Consider the following 23,039-nt stretch of genomic DNA (forward strand, 5'->3'; position numbering starts at 1 on the left):
CAAGTAGCGGAAGGATGGGTGGGTGAGCGACCTCGGCGACCACCTCCTCCACCTGATCGAGGTGCGCCTGCTCGACCCCCTCGAGATCCTGCTGGAGGACGACGAGGCCGTCGCCGGGCTGCGGCAACGCCTGACTCATGAGACCGAGCGCTGGGCCGAGAGCATCGAGCACGGCAACGCCGGATCGGTCCGCACGATCGTGAGACTGATGGCCACGCTCTACTCCGGCGATCAGCCCTTCGCGCCGGACGTCGACTGGTGGCGGGCGCCGCTCGGCCAAGCCGTGGTCCGCACGATCGGCCACCCCTACACCGAGTCGGTGTCGTTGGCGACGGCCGGCGCGATGCTCGGCATCAGCCGCCAGGGCGTGCACGACCTGGTGCGGCGGGGCCGCCTGCCCCGCCATCCGGACGGGGGCGTCCCGGTCGCCGCCATCCGCGACCGGCTGCGCGGCCCGCCCGCGCCCGATCCGGTCCAAGCCGATCCGGTCCAAACCGATCCGGTCCAAACCGGCCCGGCCCAAACCGGCCCGGTCCAAACCGGCCCGGTCCAAGCCGGCCCGGTCCAAGCCGGCCCGGTTCCAGACGTTGCGGCCCCTGCCACCCCGGCCTCGAACGCCTCAAGTTCCGCCGGCCCGGGCTCGACCGAACCGGGCTCGGCAGCACCTACTTCCACAAGGGACTCTTTATGATCAACGACCGCCTTATCGACGCCGGCGATCTGCCGCTCGCTGTTCGGGACTTCGGGGGTGAGGCGCCGCCTCTGCTTCTGCTGCACGGGGCGGGCGGAAACCTGGCTCACATGACCACGTTGGCTCGGGCGTTACGTCCGGACCACCGGGTGGTCACCGTGGATCTGCGGGGGCACGGGCGTTCCGGGGACGGCCAGTGGACCTGGGATGCGGCCCTCGGAGACCTGGCGGCGGTCTGTGTGCAGCTCGAGTTGGAGCGCCCGGCTGTGGTCGGCCATTCGCTCGGTGGCATGCTGGCCGCGCTGTGGGGCGAGCGGCACCCCGAGTCGCCCGGCATCGTCAGCCTCGACGGCAACCCGCCGCCCACCCGGGCCCTCCATCTGTCCGGCCTGGACCCGGAGAAGGCCGAGGCGGAACTGGCCCGGCTGCACGCGGTGTTCGACGCGATCGAGGCGTCCGCCGGTCAGGTCATTCCGGCCGAGCAGCTGCCCGACCTGGTCGAGCGGCAGCAGATGGCGGCCCGCGACATGGGCGCCAACGAGAAGGTGTGGGTCGAGGGCTTCCGCCGTGGTCTCGCCCACCAGAACGGTGAGACGTCGCTACGCCCGACCGCCGCCACCACGAGCCAGCTGCGGGCGTTGATGAACGCGCTCGATCTGACCCCGGTCTACGCGGCGACCACCTGCCCCGAACTGGTCGTGCTGCCGACCCGGGATCTGCCGGAGCAGGAGCCGTTCGCCGAGCTCTACGCGGCACACCGCCGTTTCCTGGTCGAGCAGGCGAAAGCCGCGCCGAACCTGCGCTACCTCTCCCTGGCGGACGCCTCACATGCCATGGTCATCGAGCAGCCGACCGCTCTCGCCGCCGTGATCACCGGTTTCCTGACCGAGCACCGCTGACCGTCCGCACCGCACGATGACCGACGGACCAGACCCGACACATCATCTTGTACGGGACGAAGCGCGCCCACAGAGGAGAGTCAGGTCGATGCGGAAACCCTGCCGACCAGCGCGAAACCGGGCGAACGTCGCCGGATCAAACCCGCACGGGACATGTCGCGCGGCGGCCGGGAGGAAGCACCACGCGGGCCGGTAAGGCGTCAGGCGGACCGTGGGAGGTGGCGGGGCGGGTGGCGGCGGGCGTGCTTCACGGCGTACCCCGGGAAGGCTCGAGGGGGTGTGCGGCGCCCGACGCGCCCAAGCCGATGGCCAAAGCACCCAGCACGCACAGCAGGGACGGCAGGATGCCGAAATGTTCGGCGGCGAAGCCGATCAGGGGCGGGCCGGCCAGGAAGGCGCCGTAGCCGACGGAGCCCGCCACCGAGACGCGGATGGCGGCCCGGGCCGGGTCGTCGGCGGCCGCGCTCATGCCGACCGGGAAGCCCAGGGCGGCGCCCACACCCCACAGCAGGGCGCCCGCCAGGGCCACCACCGGTGAACCGCCGAAGACGACCAGGAGAAGTCCCGCCAGGGCTGTCAGGGCGGTGGCGCGGAGGATGGGGACGCGCCCCCAGCGTTCGATGGCGTGGCCGCCGAAGAGGCGGGCCAGGGTCATCGCGGTGACGAAGACGCCGAAGCCGACCGCGCCGACCGTGTCGCTCGCCGCGTAACCGTCGACGAGGCCGATGGCGAGCCAGTCGTTGGCGACACCCTCGGTGAAACCGAAACCGAGCATGACCAGTCCGATCAGGATGGTCCGTGGTTCGCGCCAGGCCTGGGCGACGGTCATGCCGCGTTCCTCGCCCGGTTCCGGCCGGACGTGCGGCAGGAGGCGGCGGACCGCGAACACCATGATCGCGGCGGTGAGGGCGGACGTGGCGTAGAGCTGCCCCCAGAGTGGCAGGCCGGTCGCAGCGGCACCGGCACCGATGGCCGCGCCGGCGACCGTGCCGAGACTGAACCCGGCGTGGAAACGGGGCATGAGCGTCCGGTCGAGGCGGCGTTCCACGTCGGCGCCCTCGACGTTCATCGCGACGTCCCACGTGCTGGTGCCCATGCCGGCGAAGAGCAGGCCGGCGCCCGCCACCACCGGCGAACCGAGCAGGACACCGGTGGCCAGCACGGTCAGGCCGGTGACCACCGACGCGCACCCGAGCATCACCGAGCGGGCCGGGCCGAGACGCTGGACGAGCGGGCCGGCCAGCGGGATCGCGGCGACCGCCGACGCGGACATGCAGAGCAGCAGCAGGCCGAACCCGGCCGCGGAGATCTCCAAACCCTCGCGGGCGGCGGGCGCCCGGGACAGCCAGCCGGCGTAGGCCAGGCCGTTCATCGCGAAGGCGGCCCCGACGGCGTTACGGGCGACGAGCAGGCGCGGCTGATCGACATCGAGGCTGGCCACAGCATCAACCTACCGCGCCGGATCGGTTCGTGTCGGCGACGCGCAACCTGGTGGATCATGGTGGGGAGCCGGATCCGGAACGGCCACATCCGTCGATGGCATCCGGGGACGGGGCGACGACCGAAGGGGAGCGAGATGGGCCGGCCAGAAGAGCTGCAGGCAGAGGCACGTTCCGTGCTCGCATCGCTGGAGCCGCTGGGCCCGGTGGAGCCGACCGGCAGTTTCGTCTCCGGGCTGATGGTGTGGCGGGACCTCGACGTCATGATGCACGGCGGCCCGCAGTACGGACCGGATGACGTCGTCGCCCTCCTCGGCCGCGCGGTCGGGATCCCCGGGCTGACCGGTTTCGCCTACTCCGACGAGCGTGGTGAACGGTCACCCACCGGCAAGGAACGCGACGAGCGGCACCACATCACGCTCACCGTCGGTGAGTGGCGGGTGGACGTGTCGGTCTGGCTGCACGACGATCACGCGGCTGCCGGCGCATGGCACCGGGAACTCGCCGGGCGGCTGACCGAGGAGGAACGGCAGGCGATCCTCGCGATCAAGACGCTCTGGCACCAGCGCCCGGAGTATCCCGGCGAAGTGAGCGGGTTCGACATCTACACGGCGGTGCTGGAGCACGGGGTACGGGACGCGGTCGAGTTCGGGGCCTGGCTCCGGTCCGTCCCGCACAGATCCTGACGCGGAATCGCACCCCCAGTCGGTCGGCCCGGCCGCACGGGCCCGACGATCGACACATGCGCATGCCGACGCTTCCGGCGGACCTCGAGGCCGCCGTCGCCGACCCGCGCAGCACCGAACGCGACCTGCAGGTGGTGCTGCAGCGGAATCTCTGGGTGCTGGGTGGCACGTACCACCCGATGGCCGCGACGCGCCGGCTGGTCACCGGCGCCTGCCACGACATCCCGCTGCTGCTGCCGGACGGTACGCGGCACGTGGTGGTACCCCGCCGCGCCGCCGTGCCGGTGGTCGTCGAACGCCGCGGCCGGACGATCGTCACCGAGCACGTGCACCGTGCGGTGTCGCAGGTGACCGACTACCTCACCGGGGTCGACGAACTCCATCCGCCGTGGGACGACGACACCTGGATCACCGCGACCGTCCTGATCGGATTCCCGGCGCCCGGCGCGGAGGTGGTGCACCGGGCGTTACGGTCGTTCAACAGTCACCTGGCCCGGATCCGGGTGGTCACCTATCGGCAGCTGCTGGATCAGGCCTTCTCCGGCCGGCCCGGGACGACCAGGCCGTTCTCGTAACCGAACACGACGGCGTGCACCCGGTCCCGCAGACCGAGTTTGTTCAGGATCCGGCTGACGTGTGTCTTGACGGTCTGCTCGGCCACGTACAACGCCGTGGCGATCTCGGCGTTGCTCATCCCCATCGCCATGTGCCGCAGCACCTCCCGTTCCCGGTCGGTCAGCGCGTTGAGGGCGGTGCTCGCGGTGAGCGGCGCCGGCTGCGAGTCGACGAAGTTCTCGATCAGCCGGCGGGTGATCCGCGGCGACAGCAGGGCCTCGCTGTCCGCCACCACGCGGACCGCCCGCATCAGCTCCTCCGGCTCGCTGTCCTTCAGCAGGAAACCGGAGGCGCCGGCCCGCAGCGCCGCGTACACGTAGTCGTCGATGTCGAAAGTGGTCAGCATCAGCACCTTCGGCACGTGCTCCTGCCGGGTGCCGAGCAACTCGCGGGTGGCGGCCAGACCGTCGAGCACCGGCATGCGGACGTCCATCAGGACCACGTCCGGCCGCAGGGACCGGCAGCGCTCGATCGCAGCCCGGCCGTCGGCCGCCTCACCGACGACGGACAGGTCCTCCTGCGAGTTCAGGATCGCCTGGATGCCCGCGCGGATCATCGGCTGGTCGTCGACGACCAGCACACGGATCATCGGGCCCCGACCATCTGCAGGACGGCGCTCAGCCCGTGCACCGGGCCGCCGGTCGGCGGCAGGATCAACGTCCGGATCCTCAACGGCACTCCGCCGACATCGTCCCGCGGGCTGTCGCCGACCATCAAGGTCTGATCACCGGGTACGCCCAGCAGCTCCAGCGCACGGCCGAAGATCGCTGGATCCGGCTTCACCAGTCCCACCTCGAAGGACAGCACCACACCGTCGACCAGGCCGCTCACGCCGGCCCGGTCGAGCAGGGGCCGGATGTCCAGCCCGATGTTGGACAGCACCACGACCCGGATGCCCCGCGACCGCAACTCCCGCAGGACCGGGAGCACGTCGTCGAAGGGGAGCCACTGGTCCGGCATCACGGCGTACAGCGAAGTGATGAGATCGGGGGTGATCCCGGGGAACAGGGCGACGGCCCGGGTGAAGACGTCCCGGTGCCGGTCGTGGCTGAGGTCCCGTTCGCTGGCCGGGTCGATCCCGTGCGCGTGCTGCCAGATCCGGTCGAGATGCTCCCGGAGACCCGCGAGCTGGTCGGCGCCGAGGTCGGGTTTCGCGCCCCCGCCGTCCACCAGATGGCGGACGGCGGCGTCGATCCACCGGCCGGAGTCGCCACCCCCGACCAGTGTGGCGTGGAAGTCGAAGATGACTCCCCTGATCGGTGCGGGTGCGAAGTCGGTGAGCATGCCGCAGCCTAACTTCCCGGGACCGGTCGCTCCCGGAAAGCCGGTGAACGCCCTGTCGGGCCAGACGGTGGAACCGTCGGCCGTTGCCCCGCCGACCGCCCCGGCGCCCGTCCCGGATCAGTGGCGACCACAGTCATCGAAAAATGCCTCCCACCCGTCACCGGGTGGGAGGCATCTCGCTGTCGCTCTCTATGCAGAGAGGTCAGCCTCTCTATGCAGAGAGGTCAGCCTCAGCTGCAGCCGGAGGTCGAGCCGCAGCCCTCACACACGTAGCAGCTGCCGGCCCGGCGCATCTTGGTGCCGCAGGTGAAGCAGAGCGGCGCGTCCGCGGACTGACCGGTGACGATCTCGAAGAGCTCGGTCGAGGAACCCGCGGAGATGACGACCGGGGCTTCCTTCTCCGACGCCGCCTTGGCCTCGGCCACGGTGACACCGTTCGCCCCGGACGGGGTGGTCGGCACCGACGTGGCGGCGGCCTGGGTGGCCATCTCCTCCGCGGCGGCCTCGGCCGCCGCTTCGGCCTGTGCCTGGGCGGTCCGCTCCTGGGCGGTGAAGATGCCCAGCTCGGCGCGGGTCTCGTACGGCAGGAAGTCCAGCGCCAGACGACGGAAGATGTAGTCCATCAGCGACGACGCCATGCGCACGTCCGGGTCGTCGGTCATACCGGCCGGCTCGAAGCGCATGTTGGTGAACTTGGCGACGTACGTCTCCAGCGGGACGCCGTACTGGAGGCCTATCGAGATGGCGACCGAGAAGGCGTCCATCACGCCGGCCAGGGTGGAACCCTGCTTCGACATCTTGAGGAAGACCTCGCCGAGGCGGTCGTCCGGGTAGGACGACGAGGTGAGGTATCCCTTGGCGCCGCCGACCGAGAACGACACCGTCTCCGACTGACGCTTCTTCGGCAGGCGCTTGCGGACCGGGCGGTACTCGATGACCTTCTCGACGATCTTCTCGACCGCCTTCTCGACCGCCTTCTCCTCGGCCGTGGCGGGCGCGGGCGCGGTGGCCTTGCTCGACTTGGCGGCGGAGAGCGGCTGGCCCACCTTGCAGTTGTCGCGGTAGATCGCCAGCGCCTTGAGGCCCAGCTTCCACCCCTGGTAGTGGATCTCCTCGATCTCCTCGACGGTCGCCGTCTCCGGCATGTTGACCGTCTTCGAGATCGCGCCGGAGATGAACGGCTGGACGGCCGCCATCATCCGCACGTGGCCGATCGGCGCGATGGCCCGCTCGCCCATGGCGCAGTCGAAGACCGCGTAGTGCTCGAGCTTGAGACCGGGGGCGTCGATCACGTTGCCGTGCTCGGAGATGTGCTCGACGATCGCCTCGACCTGCTCCTCGAGGTAGCCGAGGCTGCGCAGGGCACGCGGAACCGTCTGGTTGACGATCTGCATGGAACCGCCGCCGACCAGCTTCTTGAACTTGACCAGGGCCAGGTCGGGCTCGATGCCGGTGGTGTCGCAGTCCATCATCAGGCCGATGGTGCCGGTCGGGGCGAGGACCGAGGCCTGCGCGTTGCGCCAGCCGTTCTTCGCGCCGATCTTGTTGCCGGACTGCCACTGCCGAGTCGCCTCACGGACGATCTCGGTGGCGACCTTGCCCTGCGGGCGGAGCTCGTCGTTGGCGGCGGCGTGCTTGCGCATGACCCGCTGGTGCGCGTCGGCGTTACGGGCGTAACCGTCGTACGCCCCGACGACGCCGGCCAGTTCGGCGGAACGCCGGTAGGCCGTGCTGTTCATCAGCGAGGTGATCGCGGCGGCGACGCTGCGGCCACCGTCGGAGTCGTACGGCAGGCCGGACGCCATCAGCAGGGCGCCGATGTTGGCGTACCCGATGCCGAGCTGGCGGTAGGCCCGGGTGGTGACACCGATCTTCTCGGTCGGGAAGTCGGCGAAGCAGATCGAGATGTCCATCGCGGTGATGATGAACTCGACGCTCTTGACGAACTTCTCGACCTCGAAGCCACCGTCGGACTTGAGGAACTTCATCAGGTTGAGCGAGGCCAGGTTGCAGGACGAGTCGTCCAGCGACATGTACTCCGAGCAGGGGTTGGACGCGGTGATCCGGCCCGTCTCGGGGTTGGTGTGCCAGTCGTTGATCGTGTCGTCGTACTGCAGGCCGGGGTCGGCGCACTCCCACGCGGCCTGGGCGATGCCACGGAACAGCTTCCTGGCGTCGATGGTCTCGATGACCTCGCCGTCCATCCGGCTGCGCAGGCCGAACTCGGTGCCGGCCTCGTAGGCCCGCATGAACTCGTCGCTGACGCGGACCGAGTTGTTGGCGTTCTGGTACTGCACGCTGACGATGTCGGCGCCGCCCAGGTCCATGTCGAAGCCGGCGTCCCGCAGCGCGCGGATCTTGTCTTCCTCGCGCGCCTTCGTCGAGACGAACTCCTCGATGTCGGGGTGGTCGACGTCGAGGATGACCATCTTCGCGGCACGCCGGGTGGCGCCGCCGGACTTGATGGTGCCCGCGCTGGCGTCCGCGCCGCGCATGAAGCTGACCGGGCCGCTGGCGGTGCCACCGGAGGACAGCAGTTCCTTGGACGACCGGATCCGGGACAGGTTCACACCCGAGCCGGAGCCGCCCTTGAAGATCAGCCCCTCCTCCTTGTACCACTCGAGGATGGAGTCCATCGAGTCGTCGACCGAGAGGATGAAGCAGGCGCTGACCTGCTGCGGAGACTTGGTGCCGACGTTGAACCAGACCGGCGAGTTGAAGCTGAACACCTGGTGCAGCAGCATCCAGGTGAGCTCGTGGTCGAACAGTTCCGCGTCGGCGGCGGTCGCGAAGTACCCGTGCTCCTCGCCGGCCCGGCGGTAGGTCTTCACGACGCGGTCGATGAGCTGCTTGAGCGACTGCTCGCGCTCGGTGGCGCCGACCGCGCCACGGAAGTACTTGGTCGTGACGATGTTCGCGGCGTTGACACTCCAGAACGCCGGGAACTCGACGCCCCGCTGCTCGAAGTTGATCGAGCCGTCGCGCCAGTTCGTCATGACGACGTCGCGGCGTTCCCACTCCACCTCGTCGTACGGGTGGACACCCTCAGTCGTCCAGACCCGCTCCACGCGCAGCCCACCGGCCGCTGCGCCGGTGCTCCCGCTCGCACGGTTGCGCTGGCGACCCGCAGTGATGCCGTCTCCGGCCATATGGATGTGCTCCCCCTGGTAGAAACGCGGACAGTGTCGCTTGAATTCGGCTGTGATCAGCCGTTGAGCTTGGGTGCGCGGGCGCCGGACCGCGGCGCGACAGCATGTCGCGTCCCGGTTTCCCTGACGGCCGGCGCTTCTCGTGCCTCGCGCAGCGCAGCGATCTCGTTCTCGAATTCGTCGAGAGAGTCGAACGACTTGTAGACGCTGGCGAAGCGCAGGTAGGCCACCTGATCCAGCTCACGCAGCGGCGTGAGGATCGCGAGGCCCACCTCGTGGCTGGGGATCTCGGCGGCGCCGCGGGCCCGGACGGCCTCTTCCACCCGCTGCGCGAGCAGCGCGAGGGAGTCGTCGTCGACGGGCCGGCCCTGACAGGCCTTGCGGACACCACTCATGATCTTCGTCCGGCTGAAGGGTTCGGTGACGCCACTGCGCTTGACGACCGCGAGAACCGCCTCCTCGACGGTCGTGAACCGCTTGCCGCACTCGGGGCACGATCGGCGGCGACGGATCAGTTGACCGTCGTCGGCCTCTCGTGAGTCGACGACGCGCGAATCGGCGTGTCGGCAGTACGGACAGCGCACCGTTTCCCCCTCCGGAACCCCCGTGATCGGGATCCGGACACGCCGAAACGCAGCGCCGCGCTGGTCCAGACCAGTGCACCGCTGTGAACGGCTTGTGGATAACCCGAGGTGGAGCAACCCCAACCTGTGGATGACTTACATCCGTGTAGCCACTAGATGTTGGGGTAGACGCTAGGCCCCGGCGGACACCGACGCAAGTTCACTTGCATGCCGACGCGCCGTATTTTGCACCTCACCACCTGGGGTGATGTCACCATCACGCGTCGCGTCCGGCGAGGGCCGCGCGACGCGCCGGGGAATCGGACAACGTACCCATCCGATGATCAACTCGGGACATCGGAACAGCGCAAGTCAGGCCTGCGAAGCGGTGGTGAACAAGACGACACTCGCCAGCAGCGACATCAGGAAGAAGACACCCAGGAGCACGACCCGGCCACGCCGCGTGAGCCGCAAGGGAGGCTCGGCGTGTCGCACACCACTGACCACCATGACGATCCCCCTTCTAGGACACGCGTTCTATAGAACGCCCGTACGAGGGTCTATCAGAACAGGGGTACGGAAGTCGAGCGTTGCCGTACGACACGCCGGGAGAATCTCGTACAGATGTTTGAATATGTCGGACCTGCCGATTACGGTTTTCCGTCAAGAGGGGTCAGCCGGAAGTACGCCATCCCCACGGCGTTCCGTCCGGCTCCGCGATGCTTCACGTGCCGACGAGGCACTGGCCGACAGGGAGGGCGGACGTGTCGACCGACGACCGCACGAGTCAACAGCAACAGTCCAGGAAGCCCGAGGCCGGCGCCCCCGCCGCGCGTCGCCGGACGCCGAGCCGCTCCCGCGGTGCCGACGCCCCCCAGCTGCGGTCGGTGACACCGGTCGGCCACGTGCCCGAGGTCGTCGCCACCGACCTGACCGTCCGGCAGCGCCGCATCCTGGAGTTCATCCGGGACTGGGTGGAACGCTACGGATACCCGCCGAGTGTCCGGGAGATCGGCGAGGCCGTCGGCCTGGTGTCGCCGTCGAGCGTGGCCTACCAGCTGAAGGCGCTGGAGACCAAGGGCTACCTGCGCCGCGACCCGAACCGGCCGCGGGCGGTGGACGTCCGTGCGCCCGCCGAGATGGTGGACGACGAGGCGCTGCGGGCCGCCCGCCCCCAGCCGGCGTACGTGCCGCTGGTCGGCCGGATCGCCGCCGGTGGCCCGATCCTGGCCGAACAGGCCGTGGAGGACTTCTTCCCGCTGCCGCGCGAACTCGTCGGCGAGGGCGAGGTCTTCATGCTCGAGGTCAAGGGCGACTCGATGATCGACGCGGCGATCTGCAACGGCGACTGGGTGGTCGTCCGGCAGCAGCCCAACGCCGAGGCCGGTGACATCGTCGCCGCGATGATCGACGGTGAGGCGACCGTGAAGAGCTACCGGCAGCGCGACGGGCACGTGTGGCTGATGCCGGCGAACCCGGCGTTCGACCCGATCCCGGGTGACGACGCCACCATCATGGGTCGTGTCGTGGCGGTGCTGCGCCGCGTGTGACAGAGAAAGGGCCGGGGTCGCTGGAAATCCAGCGACCCCGGCCCTTTCTGCACGACTGACTCAGCGGCCGTTCTGCGGCGGGCGTCCCTGCGGAGGCCGGCCACCACCGCCCTGCGGCGGGCGCTGACCCTGCGGACCGGGACCACGGCCGCCCTGCTGCCCCTGCGGCGGACGACCGCCGCCCTGCTGCGGGCCGGGACCGCCGCCGTAGACGCCGGGCTGCTGCCCCTGCTGGGGACCGGGCCCACGGCCCGGCTGCTGCTGCGGACGGCCACCCTGCGGTGCGCCGCCCTGCGGCGGACGACCACCCTGCTGGGGGCGACCCTGCTGAGGCTGCGGGCCGCGACCCGGCTGCGGACCCCGCGGAGGCGGTGGTTGCTGCTGGCCGCCACGGGCCGGACCCGGCTGCTGCGGGCGACCGGGCTGCTGCTGGGCGGGCTGCGCCGGACGACCCTGCTGCGGGCCCTTCGGACCGCCACCCTGCTGCGGGCGACCCTGCTGAGGCTGCGGGCCGCGTGGCCCCTGCGGACCCCGGGGCTGCTGCTGGGGAGCTCCACCACCGCTGTACGCCGCGTTGCCCCGCGGCGGGGCACCGGCACCCGCCCCGGCCGGCGGCCCGGACTTGGCGCCGTAGACCGGACCACCACCGCCACCGGCGGCGTTGGCCGCCATGTGCCGCTGCGGCACACCGCCCACCCCGATCAGCTCGGTCTCCGGGTCGACGGTGTTGATGCCACCGCTGGGCGCCGCGTCGGCCTCGGCGGCCACCCGGGACTGCGGCGACTTGCGGAACCGCATGATGCCGAAGACACCGATGCCGACCAGGATCAGGCCGAGCGCACCGACACCGCCCACCATGTAGGTGATGTCGTCGAGGGTGAGATCGGAGTACCACGAGGCGTTGGCCGCGTCGTCCGCGGACTTCTTCGACTTCTCCGCGACGGTGGTCGCCGGGGTGTACTGCCGGATGTAGTTCTTGACCTCGTCGGTCTTACCGTTCATGTCGGAGACGGTGTAGAACGTCTTGCCGTCCGTGCCGTACGCGATCGCCTCACCGAAGGGCTCGTTCGGCAGGCCCGTGGTCCGCGGCACCTTCGTCAGCGCCGCCACCACGTTGCCGTCCGCCACATCCCACTCGAGCGCGTCGGTGTACGTCCGGAGCACGACCTTGGCACCGCCGGGGGCGACCGCGCCGCCGGTGATGGTCTTGTTGCCGATCCGGGCCAGGGCGTTGCCCTCGGTCTCGGTGGCGGAGAGCTTGATCTCGGCGACCCGCTTCATCGGCACGCCGGACTCGCCCGCCTTCAGCGCCGCCGTCGGCTTGTAGACGCCGGCCGCCGCGCCGATCTCCTTGGTCACGACCAGCGGAAGGCCGTCCCCGTCGAGCAGCAGTGCCTCGGCGTCGTGCTTGTCGCCGTCCGGGTAGGTCATCCGGAACAGTTTGGGCTCCGCCTTGCCGTCGGCCGCCATCTTCCACAGGCCGACGGTCGAGCGGGTCTCCCCGCCGTTGCGGGCGTTGTTGTCACCGATGTCGGCGATCCAGATCGTCTCGCCGTCCGGCGACAGGATCATGTCTTCGGTGTCGCGGGGGCCGGAGCCGCTGTAGTCGACCTCTTTCTCGACCTTGCAGTCCTTGTCGAGGAAGAAGACCTTCTTCTTGGCGTCGACGTCGGCGCTGTCGTTGATCGCGACGAAACCGGTCTTGGTGACCAGCAGACCGGACACCTCGTCGAGGTCCTTGTCGTCGATCTCGCAGATCTTCTTGCCCGGAGTCGACTTGGCGCTGACGGTCGGCGCCGGGGTCGGATCGTCCGCTGACGCGCTGGAGGAACCGACCATCACCAAGCCCAGACCCACGATGATCGAGCACACGAGACGCCGCATCCGCACAGTGTCGCATGCGGCGTCGCCCAAAGGTATTACGCGTGGATCAACGCTGACGGGTCTGCCCGTGAAGTCGGTTTCAACAGCAGCTTTCAACAGTGATACGCGGAAAGTTCAGCCGCGAGTTGCTCATCCACCCGTACGTGTAGCTCCGTTCCGTCGTCCAGGTGACGCGACTGCAGCACCTGACCGGACCGGTGCACCCGGGCCACCAGGTCACCCCGGTCGTACGGGAGCAGGACCCGCAGGTCGACCGCCGGCCGTGGGAGCCGGTCGGCGACGGCCTTGTGCAGCTCGTCGATGCCGAACCCGGAGCGGGCCGAGACGAACACGGCATCCGGCCATGTCCGTTTGAGCCGCAGGATCGTCTCCTCGTCGGCCGCATCGCACTTGTTGACCACCAGGAGCTCGGGGATCCGGTCGGCCCCGACCTCGCCGAGCACCTCACGAACCGCGCTGACCTGGCCCTCCGGGTCCGGGTGGGCGCCGTCCAGGACGTGCACCACCAGGTCGGCCTCGGCCACCTCCTCGAGCGTCGAGCGGAACGCCTCGACGATCTGGTGCGGAAGATGCCGGACGAACCCCACCGTGTCGGACAGGGTGAAGACCCGCCCGTCCTCGGCGGCGGTGCGCCGGGTGGTCGGGTCGAGGGTGGCGAACAGCGCGTCCTCGACCAGCACACCCGCACTCGTGAGGCGGTTGAGCAGGCTGGACTTGCCCGCGTTGGTGTAACCGGCGATGGCCACGGCGGGGACACCGCTCGCGGTACGGCGGGACCGTTTGGTCTCGCGTACCGTCTTCATGGCCTTGATCTCGCGCCGGAGTTTCGCGATGCGCGTGTTGATCCGCCGGCGGTCGATCTCCAGCTTCGTCTCGCCGGGACCACGCAGGCCCACGCCGCCGCCGTTGCCGCCACCACCGGCTCCACCGGTCTGGCGCGACAGGGTCGCACCCCAGCCGCGGAGACGGGGAAGCAGGTATTGCAGCTGGGCCAGCTCGACCTGGGCCTTGCCCTCGCGGCTCTTGGCGTGCTGGGCGAAGATGTCGAGGATCAGGGCGGTCCGGTCGACCACCTTGACCTTGACCTCCTCCTCCAGCTTGCGCAGCTGGGACGGGGAGAGCTCGCCGTCGCAGATGACGGTGTCGGCACCGGTGGAGACGACCACGTCACGCAACTCGTCGACCTTGCCCCGGCCGATGAAGGTGGCCGGGTCGGGCTGCTTGCGCCGCTGGATCAGGCCCTCGAGGACCTCGGAACCGGCGGTCTCGGCCAGCGCGGCCAGCTCGGTGAGTGAATTCTCGGCTTCGGTGACACTGCCCTCGGTCCACACCCCGACCAGCACGACCCTCTCGAGTCGCAACTGGCGGTATTCGACCTCGGTGATGTCGGTCAGCTCGGTGGAGAGACCGGCCACCCGCCTGAGCGAGTGCCGCTCCTCGAGCTCGAGATCGCCGGAGGTGAGATCCGGCTCGTCAAGGACGGGTGTCTGGTACGTGTTTCGCAAAAGTGACCTCCTACGCCCGATCGTGACATGCCACGCGGGCGAGCGCATCCACATAACAGTGGCTGACTCACAAGTAACCACCGCCGGGGAATCGACTATTCCGCAAGAGCGACAATGCGGGTGACTCACCCACCAACGTCGGAGGGACCACCGTGGTGACCACCCGCCTGCCCAGCGCAGGATTCTCGATCACGATTCGCATCGCCGTTACCGCGGACGCATCATCCATCGGACGGCTCACCACGTGCGTCGGCGAGGCCGGCGCCATCGTCACCGCGCTCGACGTGGTCGACTCCGACCCGACGCGCGTCCTGGTCGACCTGACCTGCGACACCGCCGACGCCGCGCACGCCGATCAGGTCGTCAAGCAGCTGGAGTCGCAGGACGGTGTGGACGTCCGCAAGGTGTCCGACCGGACCTTCCTGCTGCACCTCGGCGGCAAGATCGAGGTCAGCTCCAAGGTCGCGCTGCGCAACCGTGACGAGCTCTCGATGGCGTACACCCCCGGTGTGGCCCGGGTCTGCATGGCCATCGCGGAGAACCCGGCCGACGCCCGCCGCCTGACCATCAAGCGCAACACCGTGGCCGTGGTCAGCGACGGCTCGGCCGTCCTGGGACTGGGCAATATCGGACCGGCCGCCGCCATGCCGGTGATGGAGGGCAAAGCCGCCCTGTTCAAGCGCTTCGGCGGCGTCGACGCCTGGCCGGTGGTCCTGGACACCCAGGACACCGACGAGATCGTCAAGATCGTCAAGGCCATCGCACCGGCCTACGGCGGCATCAACCTGGAGGACATCGCGGCGCCCCGCTGCTTCGAGATCGAGGCGCGGCTCCGCGAACAGCTGGACATCCCGGTCTTCCACGACGACCAGCACGGCACCGCGATCTGCGTGCTGGCCGCGCTCACCAACGCGCTGCGGGTCGTGGGCAAGCGCATGGAGGACGTCAAGGTCGTCGTCTCCGGAGCCGGCGCGGCCGGCACCGCCATCATGAAACTGCTGCTCCGCCAGGGTGTCGGCGACATCATCGCCTACGATCGGGCGGGCGCGCTGCACCGCGGCATGGACGGTCTCAACGAGGCCATGCAGTGGCTCGCCGACCACACCAACAAGGCCAACTACTCGGGTGACCTGCCCGGCGCGATCGTCGGCGCGGACGTCTTCATCGGCGTCTCCGCCCCGAACCTGCTGACCGGCGACGACATCGCCAGGATGGCCGAGAAGTCGATCGTCTTCGCGATGGCCAACCCGGACCCCGAGGTCGACCCGCGCGAGGCCCGCAAGCACGCCGCCGTCGTCGCCACCGGCCGCTCCGACCAGCCCAACCAGATCAACAACGTGCTGGCGTTCCCCGGCGTCTTCCGCGGCATGCTCGACGTCAGCGCCGAGGAGTTCACCGAGGAGATGGCCCTGGCCGCGGCCCGCGCCATCGCCGACGTGGTGGGCGAGGACAAGCTCAACCCCACCGTGATCATCCCCAGCGTGTTCGACGCGCGCGTCACCCCGGCGGTCGCCGCGGCCATCCGCGCGGTGGTCAAGGGGGTGCCGGCACCCGTGAACCCGGCCGCCACCCCGGAGTCCGAGCTCGACCAGGCGCCGGAAGGCATCTTCTAGAACCGGCCTTCCCGGTCGTCCAGGCCCACGAGGTCGTCCAAGACTTCAAGATCGTCCACGGCTTCAAGGTCAAAATCGGACAACCGATGTCGTAGCGGGGTGGGTGGTGCAGACCGTCGCTCCCGCCGAGGGCCCCGGAGAGCTTCGCTGGCCGCTGACGCGTCCAGATCGCGAAGCCCTCCGGGGCGACCTGCGTGAGTGGTCACCCCCACCCACCCGGCGTGGTGACTTCAACCGCCCACAGCGTCCTAAAACGCCACGGACGTCGACGTGTGCGGGAATGGGGGCGCTACGGGTGGGCGCGGGACCAACCGGTCAGCTCGCCCACGCAATCGGTGATCAGGCCGGACACGCCCGCCTCGACCAGGGCCGGCCACTGTGACATGTCGTTCGGGGTCCAGGGCATGACGCCGATGCCGGCCGCCGACAACTCGGCCATCACCGCCGGACCGCCCAGTACGTCGTCGACCGGCGGATTGCAGAAGATCGCGCCCGTCTCCGCGGCCAGCGACGACGTCTCGGCGTCGAACCGGAACAGCAGCAGGCCCCGGCGCACCTCCGGAGCCACCTCGCGGCATTTGCGCACCACGTCCGGGTCGAAGCTCTGCAGCACCGTACGACCCAGCAGGTCCCGTTCGGCCAACTGGTCCACGATCGTCTTGACCTCGGCGAGCGTGGCCGGTGACTTGATCTCCACGAGCAGTTCGGCGGCGGCCGGGAGCAGCAGATCGAGGGTCTCGGCCAGGGTCGGCACCCGCAGGCCGGCGAACTCCGGCCCGAACCACGAACCGGCGTCCAGCCCGGCGATCTCGTCGTGCCGCAACTCCCACACCCGGCCGTGCCCCGACGTGGTCCGGTCGACCGTCCGGTCGTGAATCACCACGGGCACACCGTCGGCGGTCACCCGCACGTCGAACTCGACGAACGTGGCGCCCGCCCGGACCGCGGCGGCGAAGGCGGGCAGCGTGTTCTCCGGCGCGACCGCGGAGTAGCCCCGGTGCGCGACACGATGCAGCATCAGCGCATCCCGCCGATCCGAGTCTCCCGGCCGCCCGAAGAACTAACGGCCCGAGGACGAGCCGGTGCGGGACGGGGACGTTCGGGACGAGCCGGTGCAGGACAAGCCTGTTCGGGGCGAACGGCCTTAGGGCGAATTGTCGGAAGACAAGCGACCTGAACACCGGCCGTCCGGAGACGAGCCTCCTGAGCACGAACCGACAGCGAACGACCCGAATGCGAACGATCCGGCTGCGAACGCATGATCAGTGGACGAGCGCACCGAAGGCGAACAGCAGGACCGGGCATCAGCGGACCGGGCATCAGCGGGCCTCGCCGTCGGCCACCAGCACCGCCGGGCCGGCCAGCCACCAGCCGGACTCGTCGTGGGTGACGACCAGACGGCCACCCCGAACGTCCACGGCGACCGAACCCCGGTCCAGCCCGGCGTCGCGCAACGCCACCGCGCCGACCGCCAGCGCACCGGTCCCGCAGGACAGAGTCTCGCCGGAGCCGCGCTCGTGCACCCGCATGCGGACGTGCCCGTCCCGGCCGTCGAGCGGCTCGGCCGGCTCGACGAACTCGACGTTCACCCCGGACGGGAACACCCGGGCGTCGTGACCGGGGGCCGTCGTCAGATCCAGGGACTCCAGGGTCACCCCGTCGTGCAGGCCGCAGACCAGATGCGGGTTCCCGCAGTCCACCGCCACACCCGGGACGGTCAGGGCGCCCAGGGTCGCGGTGCTTCCCGCGTACACCGAAGGGGTCTTCATCCGCACCCGGATGGACGCCCCCTCGACCAGCGCGACCATGATCCCGGCTCGGGTGGCCACCGGCAGACCCTCGGGTCCCGGGGTCGCGAGTCCGTTCTCGATCAGGTAACGGACGAACACCCGGACGCCGTTGCCGCACATCTCGGCGACCGAGCCGTCGCTGTTGCGGTAGTCCATGAACCACTCGGCGGCACCGGCCTGACCGGCGCCCTCCGGAATTTTGGCGCTGCGCACCACCCGCAGCACGCCGTCACCGCCGATGCCGAACCGGCGGTCGCAGAGTTCCGCGACGCGCTCCGGGGACAGGTCCCGCTCCCCGTCCGGGTCGGGGACGATGACGAAGTCGTTGCCAGTTCCGTGGCCCTTGGTAAAACGCACGCCGCCCATCATCGCGCAAGCTCCTGTCAACCCGCCAAGAGCATCAGCGCGCCGGGAGGGCCGGCTCGGTCACGTGCCCCGTCGCCTCTCCCGTCGCCTCTCCCGTCGCCTCTCCCGTCGTCCGTTCCGTCGTCCGTTCCGTCGCCTGGTTCCCGGAGCGGCGGACGTCCCTTTCCCGGCACATCAACCCGACGGGCAGGTCAGCCCTCGACGGGCAGGTCAGCCCTCCAGGAGCGCCAGCGCGGCACGGACCAGCGACGGGTCGGCGCCGTCCAGCCACACGATCGACGAATCCCGGCGGAACCAGGACCGCTGACGCCTGACGAACTGGCGAGTCCGCAGCACCGTGTCCGCTTTTGCACTCTCCTCGGTGAGCGTGCCGTCGATCTGCGCAAGCGCCTGCCGATAGCCCAATGCGTGCGGGGCGGTCCGGCCCTCACGGATGCCGTCGAGCCCCCTGACCTCGTCGACCAGGCCCGCCTCCCACATCAGGTCGACACGCCGGGCGATCCGCTCGTCCAGGTCGGCCGGGTCCCGCTCGACGCCCACCTGGACGGCGTCGTAGACCGGTTTCGGATCAGGCAGCGACGCGGTGAACGGCCGTCCGGTCAGCTCGATCACCTCGAGCGCCCGGACGACACGCCGCCCGTTCGACGGCAGGATCTTGCCGGCCGCCTCCGGGTCGCGGTCGCGCAGACGTTCGTGCAGCAACCCGGAACCCCGCTCGGCCAGCTCCTCCTCCAGCCGCGCCCGGATCACCGGGTCGGTGCCGGGGAACTCGAAGTCCTCCAGCACCGCGCGCACGTAGAGACCGGAGCCACCGACCAGCAGCGGCACCCGTCCCCGGCCGAGGATGTCGTCGATCGCCGCGCGGGCCAGCCGCTGGTACTCCGCGACGGCCGCCGGCTCGCGCACGTCCCAGATGTCGAGCAGATGATGGGGTAGGCCCTGACGCTCCGCCGGAGTCAGCTTGGCGGTGCCGATGTCCATCCCGCGGTAGAGCTGCATCGAGTCCGCGTTGACCACCTCACCGCCCAGCTCGTGGGCGAGAGCGATGCTCAGGGCCGACTTGCCGGCCGCCGTCGGACCGACGACGGTGACCACGTTGCGACCTGTCCGGAACGGCACGAACCAACCGTAGGACACCGTTGTGTCACGGTCGTCGGCGGGAGCTTTCCCCTAACCGGGTTGGACCTGTGACAATGCGCGAGAAAGAATGCCGGTGGGAAGGTTGGCATTCAGACTGCGCTGTGGCGGTGGCCACGGGCCCGGTTCGGGCCGGTGACGCCGGGAGGACGAGGATGAGCTCATGAACGACTGGACGACCTTCGGGCGCGTGGATGCCGACGGCACCGTGTACGTGAAGACCGGCGAGGGTGACCGGGTGGTCGGCTCCTGGCAGGCGGGCACCCCCGAGGAGGGGCTGGCCCACTTCGCCCGGCGATTCGAGGACCTGGTGACCGAGGTCGACCTCGTCGAGGCTCGCCTCAAGTCCGGCGCCGCCGACGCGTCACACTCGCTGACCAGCGTCAAGCGCCTGCGCACGACGCTCGACGAGGCGCACGTGGTGGGTGACATCGACGGGCTCGGCGCCCGCCTCGAGCGCCTGTCCGCCCTCGCCGAGGAGAAGGCCGGGGAGGCCCGCGCCGCCCGCGAGGTGGCCCGGACCGAGGCACTGGCCCGCAAGACCGCCCTGGTCGAGGAGGCGGAGAAGATCGCCGCCGACGCCACCGGGTGGAAGACGGCCGGCGACCGGCTCAAGGAGATCCTCGACGAGTGGAAAGCCATCCGCGGCGTCGACAAGAAGACCGACGGTGAGCTGTGGAAGCGGTTCGCCGCCGCCCGGGACGGCTTCACCCGCCGCCGTGGCGCCCACTTCGCCACCCTCGACGGTCAGCGCAAGCAGGCGCAGACCGCCAAGGAGGAGCTGGTCAAGGAAGCCGAGGCGATCTCCGGCTCGGACGAGTGGAACACCACTGCCAACCGTCTCAAGGACCTGATGACGGAGTGGAAGGCGGCGCCCCGTGCCGCCAAGGAGGCCGAGCAGCGCCTCTGGGAACGTTTCCGGGCCGCTCAGGACGCGTTCTTCACCCGCCGCAGCGAGGTCTTCTCGGCCCGCGACGCGGAGTACCAGGGCAACCTGGACAAGAAGCAGGCCATCCTGGCCGAGCTCGAGGCGGTCGACGTGGACGCGGACGCCCGCGCCGCGCAGAACAAGCTTCGTGACGCGCAGGCCGCATGGCACGACGCCGGACGGGTGCCGCGGGAGGCCGCCGCTTCGCTGGACCGCCGCTGGCGTGCCGCCGAGGAGCGGATCCGGGTCGCGATGGACTCCGCGTGGCGCAAGACCAGCCCGCAGGACAACCCGCTGCTGCGTCAGATGCGTGACCAGGTGGCGGAGGCCGAGCAGCGGCTGGAGCGGGCCAAGGCGGCCGGCGACAACCGCCGGATCAAGGAGGCCGAGCAGGCGCTCACCTCGAAGAAGCAGTTCCTCGCCCTGGCCGAGCAGACCAGCTGAGGGTTGCGCTTTCGCGCGAAGGCGGCGGGCCGTTGTCCGCCGCCTTCGGCGTTTCCGGGGTACGCCCGAAAGCACTCCCGTAGCGGCGGCATCAACCCGTGCTCGCCACACGCCCGCCCGGACGGCCGTCACGTGTTCACGTTGGCGGCCCGTTCAGACGCGGCTGGTCAGACGCGGCTGGTCCAAGAGCAGCTGGTCCAAGAGCAGCTGGTCCAGGGGCGGCTGGCCCAAGGGCGGCACTGGCAGCCCGATCAGACGGCTCCTGCCTCGACGGGCACCCGTGCCCGACAAATCCCCTGTCTAGCGGATCTGTCGGGCCAGAGGCGACGTCACGGCGGCGCGGCCGTCGACGTCAGAGCAGCGCGGCCGTCGGCCTCAGAGCAGCGCGGCCGTCGGCCTCAGAGCAGCGTCAGATGGCGCAGCCGTCGGCGGGCGGCAGCGGAGCCGGGACGCCGATCGTCGGCAGGCCCAGTGAGACGCCCTTGAGCTTCGGGGTGCGGCCCGTCTCGAACATGTCGCCGGCCCGGGTGCGCCGGTGGCTGAGCGGAGCGCCGTCTGCGTTCAGGTGGTGCGGGGCGGCGTAGGTGATCACGGTCTCGACGATGTCGCCGGGACGCGGGGCCAGGGGGCCGGTGAGTTCGCCGGTGGCGAAGTGCACGAGGCGGCCGTCGCGGGCCCGTCCGCTCATCCGGCCGGTCCGCTCGTCCTTGCGGCCCTCGCCGACCGCGACCAGAACCTCGACCTTCTCGCCGACGAGCTTCTTGTTCTCCGCCCAGCTGATCTCCTCGAGGGTGGCGATCAGGCGCTCGTAACGCTCCTGGACGACCTTCTTGGGGACCTGCTCCTCCATGGTCGCGGCGGGGGTGCCGGGACGCTTGGAGTACTGGAACGTGAAGGCGCTGGAGAAGCGTGCCTTGCGGACCACCTCGAGGGTCTGCTCGAAGTCCTCGTCGGTCTCGCCCGGGAACCCGACGATGATGTCGGTGGTGATCGCGGCGTCGGGCATCGCGGCCCGGACCTTCTCGATGATGCCCAGGTATTTCTCCTGGCGGTAGCTGCGGCGCATGGCCTTGAGCACCCGGTCGGAGCCGGACTGCAGTGGCATGTGCAGCGAGTGGCACACGTTCGGCGTCTCGGCCATCGCGGCGATCACGTCGTCGGTGAAGTCCTTGGGGTGCGGGCTGGTGAACCGGACCCGTTCCAGGCCGTCCACCTCACCGCAGGCGCGCAGCAGCTTGCCGAAGGCCAGCCGGTCGCCGAACTCGACGCCGTACGAGTTGACGTTCTGCCCGAGCAGGGTGACCTCGGAGACGCCCTCGGCGACCAGGGCACGGACCTCGGCCAGGATCTCGCCGGGGCGGCGGTCCTTCTCCTTGCCGCGCAGCGACGGGACGATGCAGAACGTGCAGGTGTTGTTGCAGCCCACCGAGATGGAGACCCAGCCGGCGTAGTTCGACTCGCGCTTGGTGGGCAGCGTCGACGGGAAGACCTCGAGCGACTCGAGGAGTTCGACCTGGGCCTCCTCGTTGTGCCGCGCGCGTTCCAGCAGGGTGGGCAGCGAGCCGATGTTGTGGGTGCCGAAGACGACGTCGACCCAGGGCGCCTTCTTGACGATCTCGCCCTGGTCCTTCTGCGCCAGGCAGCCACCGACGGCGATCTGCATGCCCGGGTTCTTGACCTTGGTGGGGCGCAGGTGGCCGAGATTGCCGTAGAGACGGTTGTCGGCGTTCTCGCGGACGGCGCAGGTGTTGAAGACGACCACGTCGGCCGTGTCCGCGGCGGCGGCCCGGATGTAACCGGCGTCCTCCATCAGGCCGGAGATCCGCTCGCTGTCGTGCACGTTCATCTGGCAGCCGTAGGTGCGCACGTCATAGGTGCGCTGCCCGGTTTCTTGGTGGGCGCTGCCCTGCATCTCGGTAGTCATGGCAATGAACCACGCTACCTCTTAAGCCGCAGCGGGACGCTCCGGCGTGGGGGTCGGTTTGAAGCGCGAACGGCCACACCCGTCGGCCAGCACACAGGCCGGGTCGGCTCCGGTGCACGGCCGGACGTGCCGGCGTTCCACACCGTCGTCGGTCTCCCGTTCGTCGACGTGTACGGCGCGTAATGTCCCGTCGGGTTCGGCGAGCACGTACCGCGACGGGTTGAGGGTGTCGTCGGGCAGCAGGACCGCGACGCCGAGCCGGACCGCAACGGCGCTCGCGACGGTCTCCTCGGCGACGTCGGAGGGGGCCAAATAGACGTCGATCACGGTCGGGAGGTCACCGCCGACGTGATAGACGTCGCAGAGCAGAGCGCCTGCAGGGCCGGGTGGTCCGAGGTCGAGGACCGGGCGTTCGAGGGCGCCGGCCAGGGCGCCGCGCACCCGGCCGGGGTCGATTCGTCCCGCGGCACACCAGTTCCAGAGGTCGTCCGCCAGGAAGCCGTCCGCCATACCCATCATGGTGTACACCCCTCGAGCCCCGGACCGGCTGCGTTACCGCTCCGTGACCATTC

At 70.0% G+C, this 23,039-nt stretch carries 19 protein-coding genes; 7 read left to right on the plus strand and 12 right to left on the minus strand.

Annotation, left to right across the window (positions count from 1 at the left end):
- Positions 1-22: 22 nt before the first annotated feature.
- Together QSK32_RS25245 and QSK32_RS25250 are read left to right on the plus strand one after the other, a co-directional pair.
- Complete coding sequence (locus QSK32_RS25245; RefSeq protein ID WP_285473352.1) at positions 23-691, plus strand: helix-turn-helix domain-containing protein; 669 nt, start codon at positions 23-25, stop codon at positions 689-691.
- Positions 688-1,590 carry an alpha/beta fold hydrolase gene (locus QSK32_RS25250; protein ID WP_045741528.1) on the plus strand — a complete coding sequence of 301 codons (903 nt, stop codon included), beginning with the start codon at positions 688-690 and terminating at the stop codon, positions 1,588-1,590. The genes QSK32_RS25245 and QSK32_RS25250 overlap by 4 nt, the downstream gene beginning before the upstream one ends.
- Positions 1,591-1,837: 247 nt before the next feature.
- On the opposite strand, the gene QSK32_RS25255 is transcribed toward QSK32_RS25250, so the two are convergent.
- A complete protein-coding gene (locus tag QSK32_RS25255; protein ID WP_285473353.1) occupies positions 1,838-3,031 on the minus strand; it encodes an MFS transporter in 1,194 nt (397 codons plus the stop codon).
- Between the two features lie 174 nt (positions 3,032-3,205).
- Here QSK32_RS25255 and QSK32_RS25260 point away from each other — a divergent pair, with 174 nt between their 5' ends.
- Positions 3,206-3,715: a hypothetical protein gene (locus QSK32_RS25260; protein ID WP_052720284.1), complete on the plus strand. Its 510-nt coding sequence runs from the start codon at positions 3,206-3,208 to the stop codon at positions 3,713-3,715.
- Positions 3,716-3,771: 56 nt separating this feature from the next.
- Positions 3,772-4,290 carry a Shedu immune nuclease family protein gene (locus QSK32_RS25265; protein WP_285473354.1) on the plus strand — a complete coding sequence of 173 codons (519 nt, stop codon included), beginning with the start codon at positions 3,772-3,774 and terminating at the stop codon, positions 4,288-4,290.
- On the opposite strand, the gene QSK32_RS25270 is transcribed toward QSK32_RS25265, so the two are convergent.
- The 4 genes from QSK32_RS25270 to nrdR all read right to left on the minus strand — a co-directional run bounded on the left by QSK32_RS25270 (position 4,245) and on the right by nrdR (position 9,347).
- Positions 4,245-4,919, minus strand: coding sequence for a response regulator (locus tag QSK32_RS25270; RefSeq protein ID WP_045741526.1), 675 nt, complete (start codon positions 4,917-4,919; stop codon positions 4,245-4,247). The genes QSK32_RS25265 and QSK32_RS25270 overlap by 46 nt on opposite strands.
- A complete protein-coding gene (locus QSK32_RS25275; RefSeq protein WP_045741525.1) occupies positions 4,916-5,614 on the minus strand; it encodes an HAD family hydrolase in 699 nt (232 codons plus the stop codon). Before QSK32_RS25275 ends, QSK32_RS25270 begins: the two co-directional genes overlap by 4 nt.
- Before the next feature lie 230 nt (positions 5,615-5,844).
- Entirely contained in the window at positions 5,845-8,763 is a 2,919-nt protein-coding gene (locus tag QSK32_RS25280) for a vitamin B12-dependent ribonucleotide reductase (protein ID WP_045741524.1), read from the minus strand.
- 56 nt (positions 8,764-8,819) lie between these two features.
- Complete coding sequence (nrdR, locus tag QSK32_RS25285; RefSeq protein WP_045741523.1) at positions 8,820-9,347, minus strand: transcriptional regulator NrdR; 528 nt, start codon at positions 9,345-9,347, stop codon at positions 8,820-8,822.
- Between the two features lie 698 nt (positions 9,348-10,045).
- Between nrdR and lexA the strand changes: the two genes are divergently transcribed.
- On the plus strand, positions 10,046-10,876 hold the full coding sequence (lexA, locus tag QSK32_RS25290; RefSeq protein WP_045741522.1) for a transcriptional repressor LexA: 831 nt from the start codon (positions 10,046-10,048) through the stop codon (positions 10,874-10,876).
- Positions 10,877-10,936: 60 nt separating this feature from the next.
- Here lexA and QSK32_RS25295 read toward each other — a convergent pair whose 3' ends face one another.
- Positions 10,937-12,760: a hypothetical protein gene (locus QSK32_RS25295; protein ID WP_285473355.1), complete on the minus strand. Its 1,824-nt coding sequence runs from the start codon at positions 12,758-12,760 to the stop codon at positions 10,937-10,939.
- Positions 12,761-12,852: 92 nt separating this feature from the next.
- Positions 12,853-14,265 carry a GTPase HflX gene (hflX, locus tag QSK32_RS25300; protein ID WP_045741521.1) on the minus strand — a complete coding sequence of 471 codons (1,413 nt, stop codon included), beginning with the start codon at positions 14,263-14,265 and terminating at the stop codon, positions 12,853-12,855.
- Positions 14,266-14,417: 152 nt separating this feature from the next.
- Between hflX and QSK32_RS25305 the strand changes: the two genes are divergently transcribed.
- A complete protein-coding gene (locus QSK32_RS25305; protein ID WP_045741520.1) occupies positions 14,418-15,878 on the plus strand; it encodes an NAD-dependent malic enzyme in 1,461 nt (486 codons plus the stop codon).
- A 289-nt stretch (positions 15,879-16,167) separates the two neighbouring features.
- Here the strand turns inward: QSK32_RS25305 and QSK32_RS25310 are convergent, their stop codons facing one another.
- The 3 genes from QSK32_RS25310 to miaA form a co-directional block, all read right to left on the minus strand.
- Positions 16,168-16,896 carry a glycerophosphodiester phosphodiesterase gene (locus QSK32_RS25310; protein ID WP_285473356.1) on the minus strand — a complete coding sequence of 243 codons (729 nt, stop codon included), beginning with the start codon at positions 16,894-16,896 and terminating at the stop codon, positions 16,168-16,170.
- Between the two features lie 301 nt (positions 16,897-17,197).
- Complete coding sequence (gene dapF, locus QSK32_RS25315; RefSeq protein ID WP_285473357.1) at positions 17,198-18,025, minus strand: diaminopimelate epimerase; 828 nt, start codon at positions 18,023-18,025, stop codon at positions 17,198-17,200.
- A 219-nt stretch (positions 18,026-18,244) separates the two neighbouring features.
- Positions 18,245-19,153 carry a tRNA (adenosine(37)-N6)-dimethylallyltransferase MiaA gene (gene miaA / locus QSK32_RS25320; RefSeq protein WP_285473358.1) on the minus strand — a complete coding sequence of 303 codons (909 nt, stop codon included), beginning with the start codon at positions 19,151-19,153 and terminating at the stop codon, positions 18,245-18,247.
- Between the two features lie 181 nt (positions 19,154-19,334).
- Between miaA and QSK32_RS25325 the strand changes: the two genes are divergently transcribed.
- On the plus strand, positions 19,335-20,543 hold the full coding sequence (locus QSK32_RS25325; RefSeq protein ID WP_045741518.1) for a DUF349 domain-containing protein: 1,209 nt from the start codon (positions 19,335-19,337) through the stop codon (positions 20,541-20,543).
- 409 nt (positions 20,544-20,952) lie between these two features.
- Here QSK32_RS25325 and miaB read toward each other — a convergent pair whose 3' ends face one another.
- Together miaB and QSK32_RS25335 are read right to left on the minus strand one after the other, a co-directional pair.
- Positions 20,953-22,467 (minus strand): tRNA (N6-isopentenyl adenosine(37)-C2)-methylthiotransferase MiaB, encoded by a 1,515-nt coding sequence (gene miaB, locus QSK32_RS25330; RefSeq protein ID WP_045741517.1) that lies wholly within the window; start codon positions 22,465-22,467, stop codon positions 20,953-20,955.
- 21 nt (positions 22,468-22,488) lie between these two features.
- A complete protein-coding gene (locus QSK32_RS25335; RefSeq protein WP_045741516.1) occupies positions 22,489-22,977 on the minus strand; it encodes a hypothetical protein in 489 nt (162 codons plus the stop codon).
- Positions 22,978-23,039: the final 62 nt, after the last annotated feature.

Origin of the sequence: Actinoplanes sp. NBRC 101535, assembly GCF_030269225.1 — a bacterium.
In the GTDB taxonomy this organism is placed as follows: domain Bacteria; phylum Actinomycetota; class Actinomycetes; order Mycobacteriales; family Micromonosporaceae; genus Actinoplanes; species Actinoplanes rectilineatus.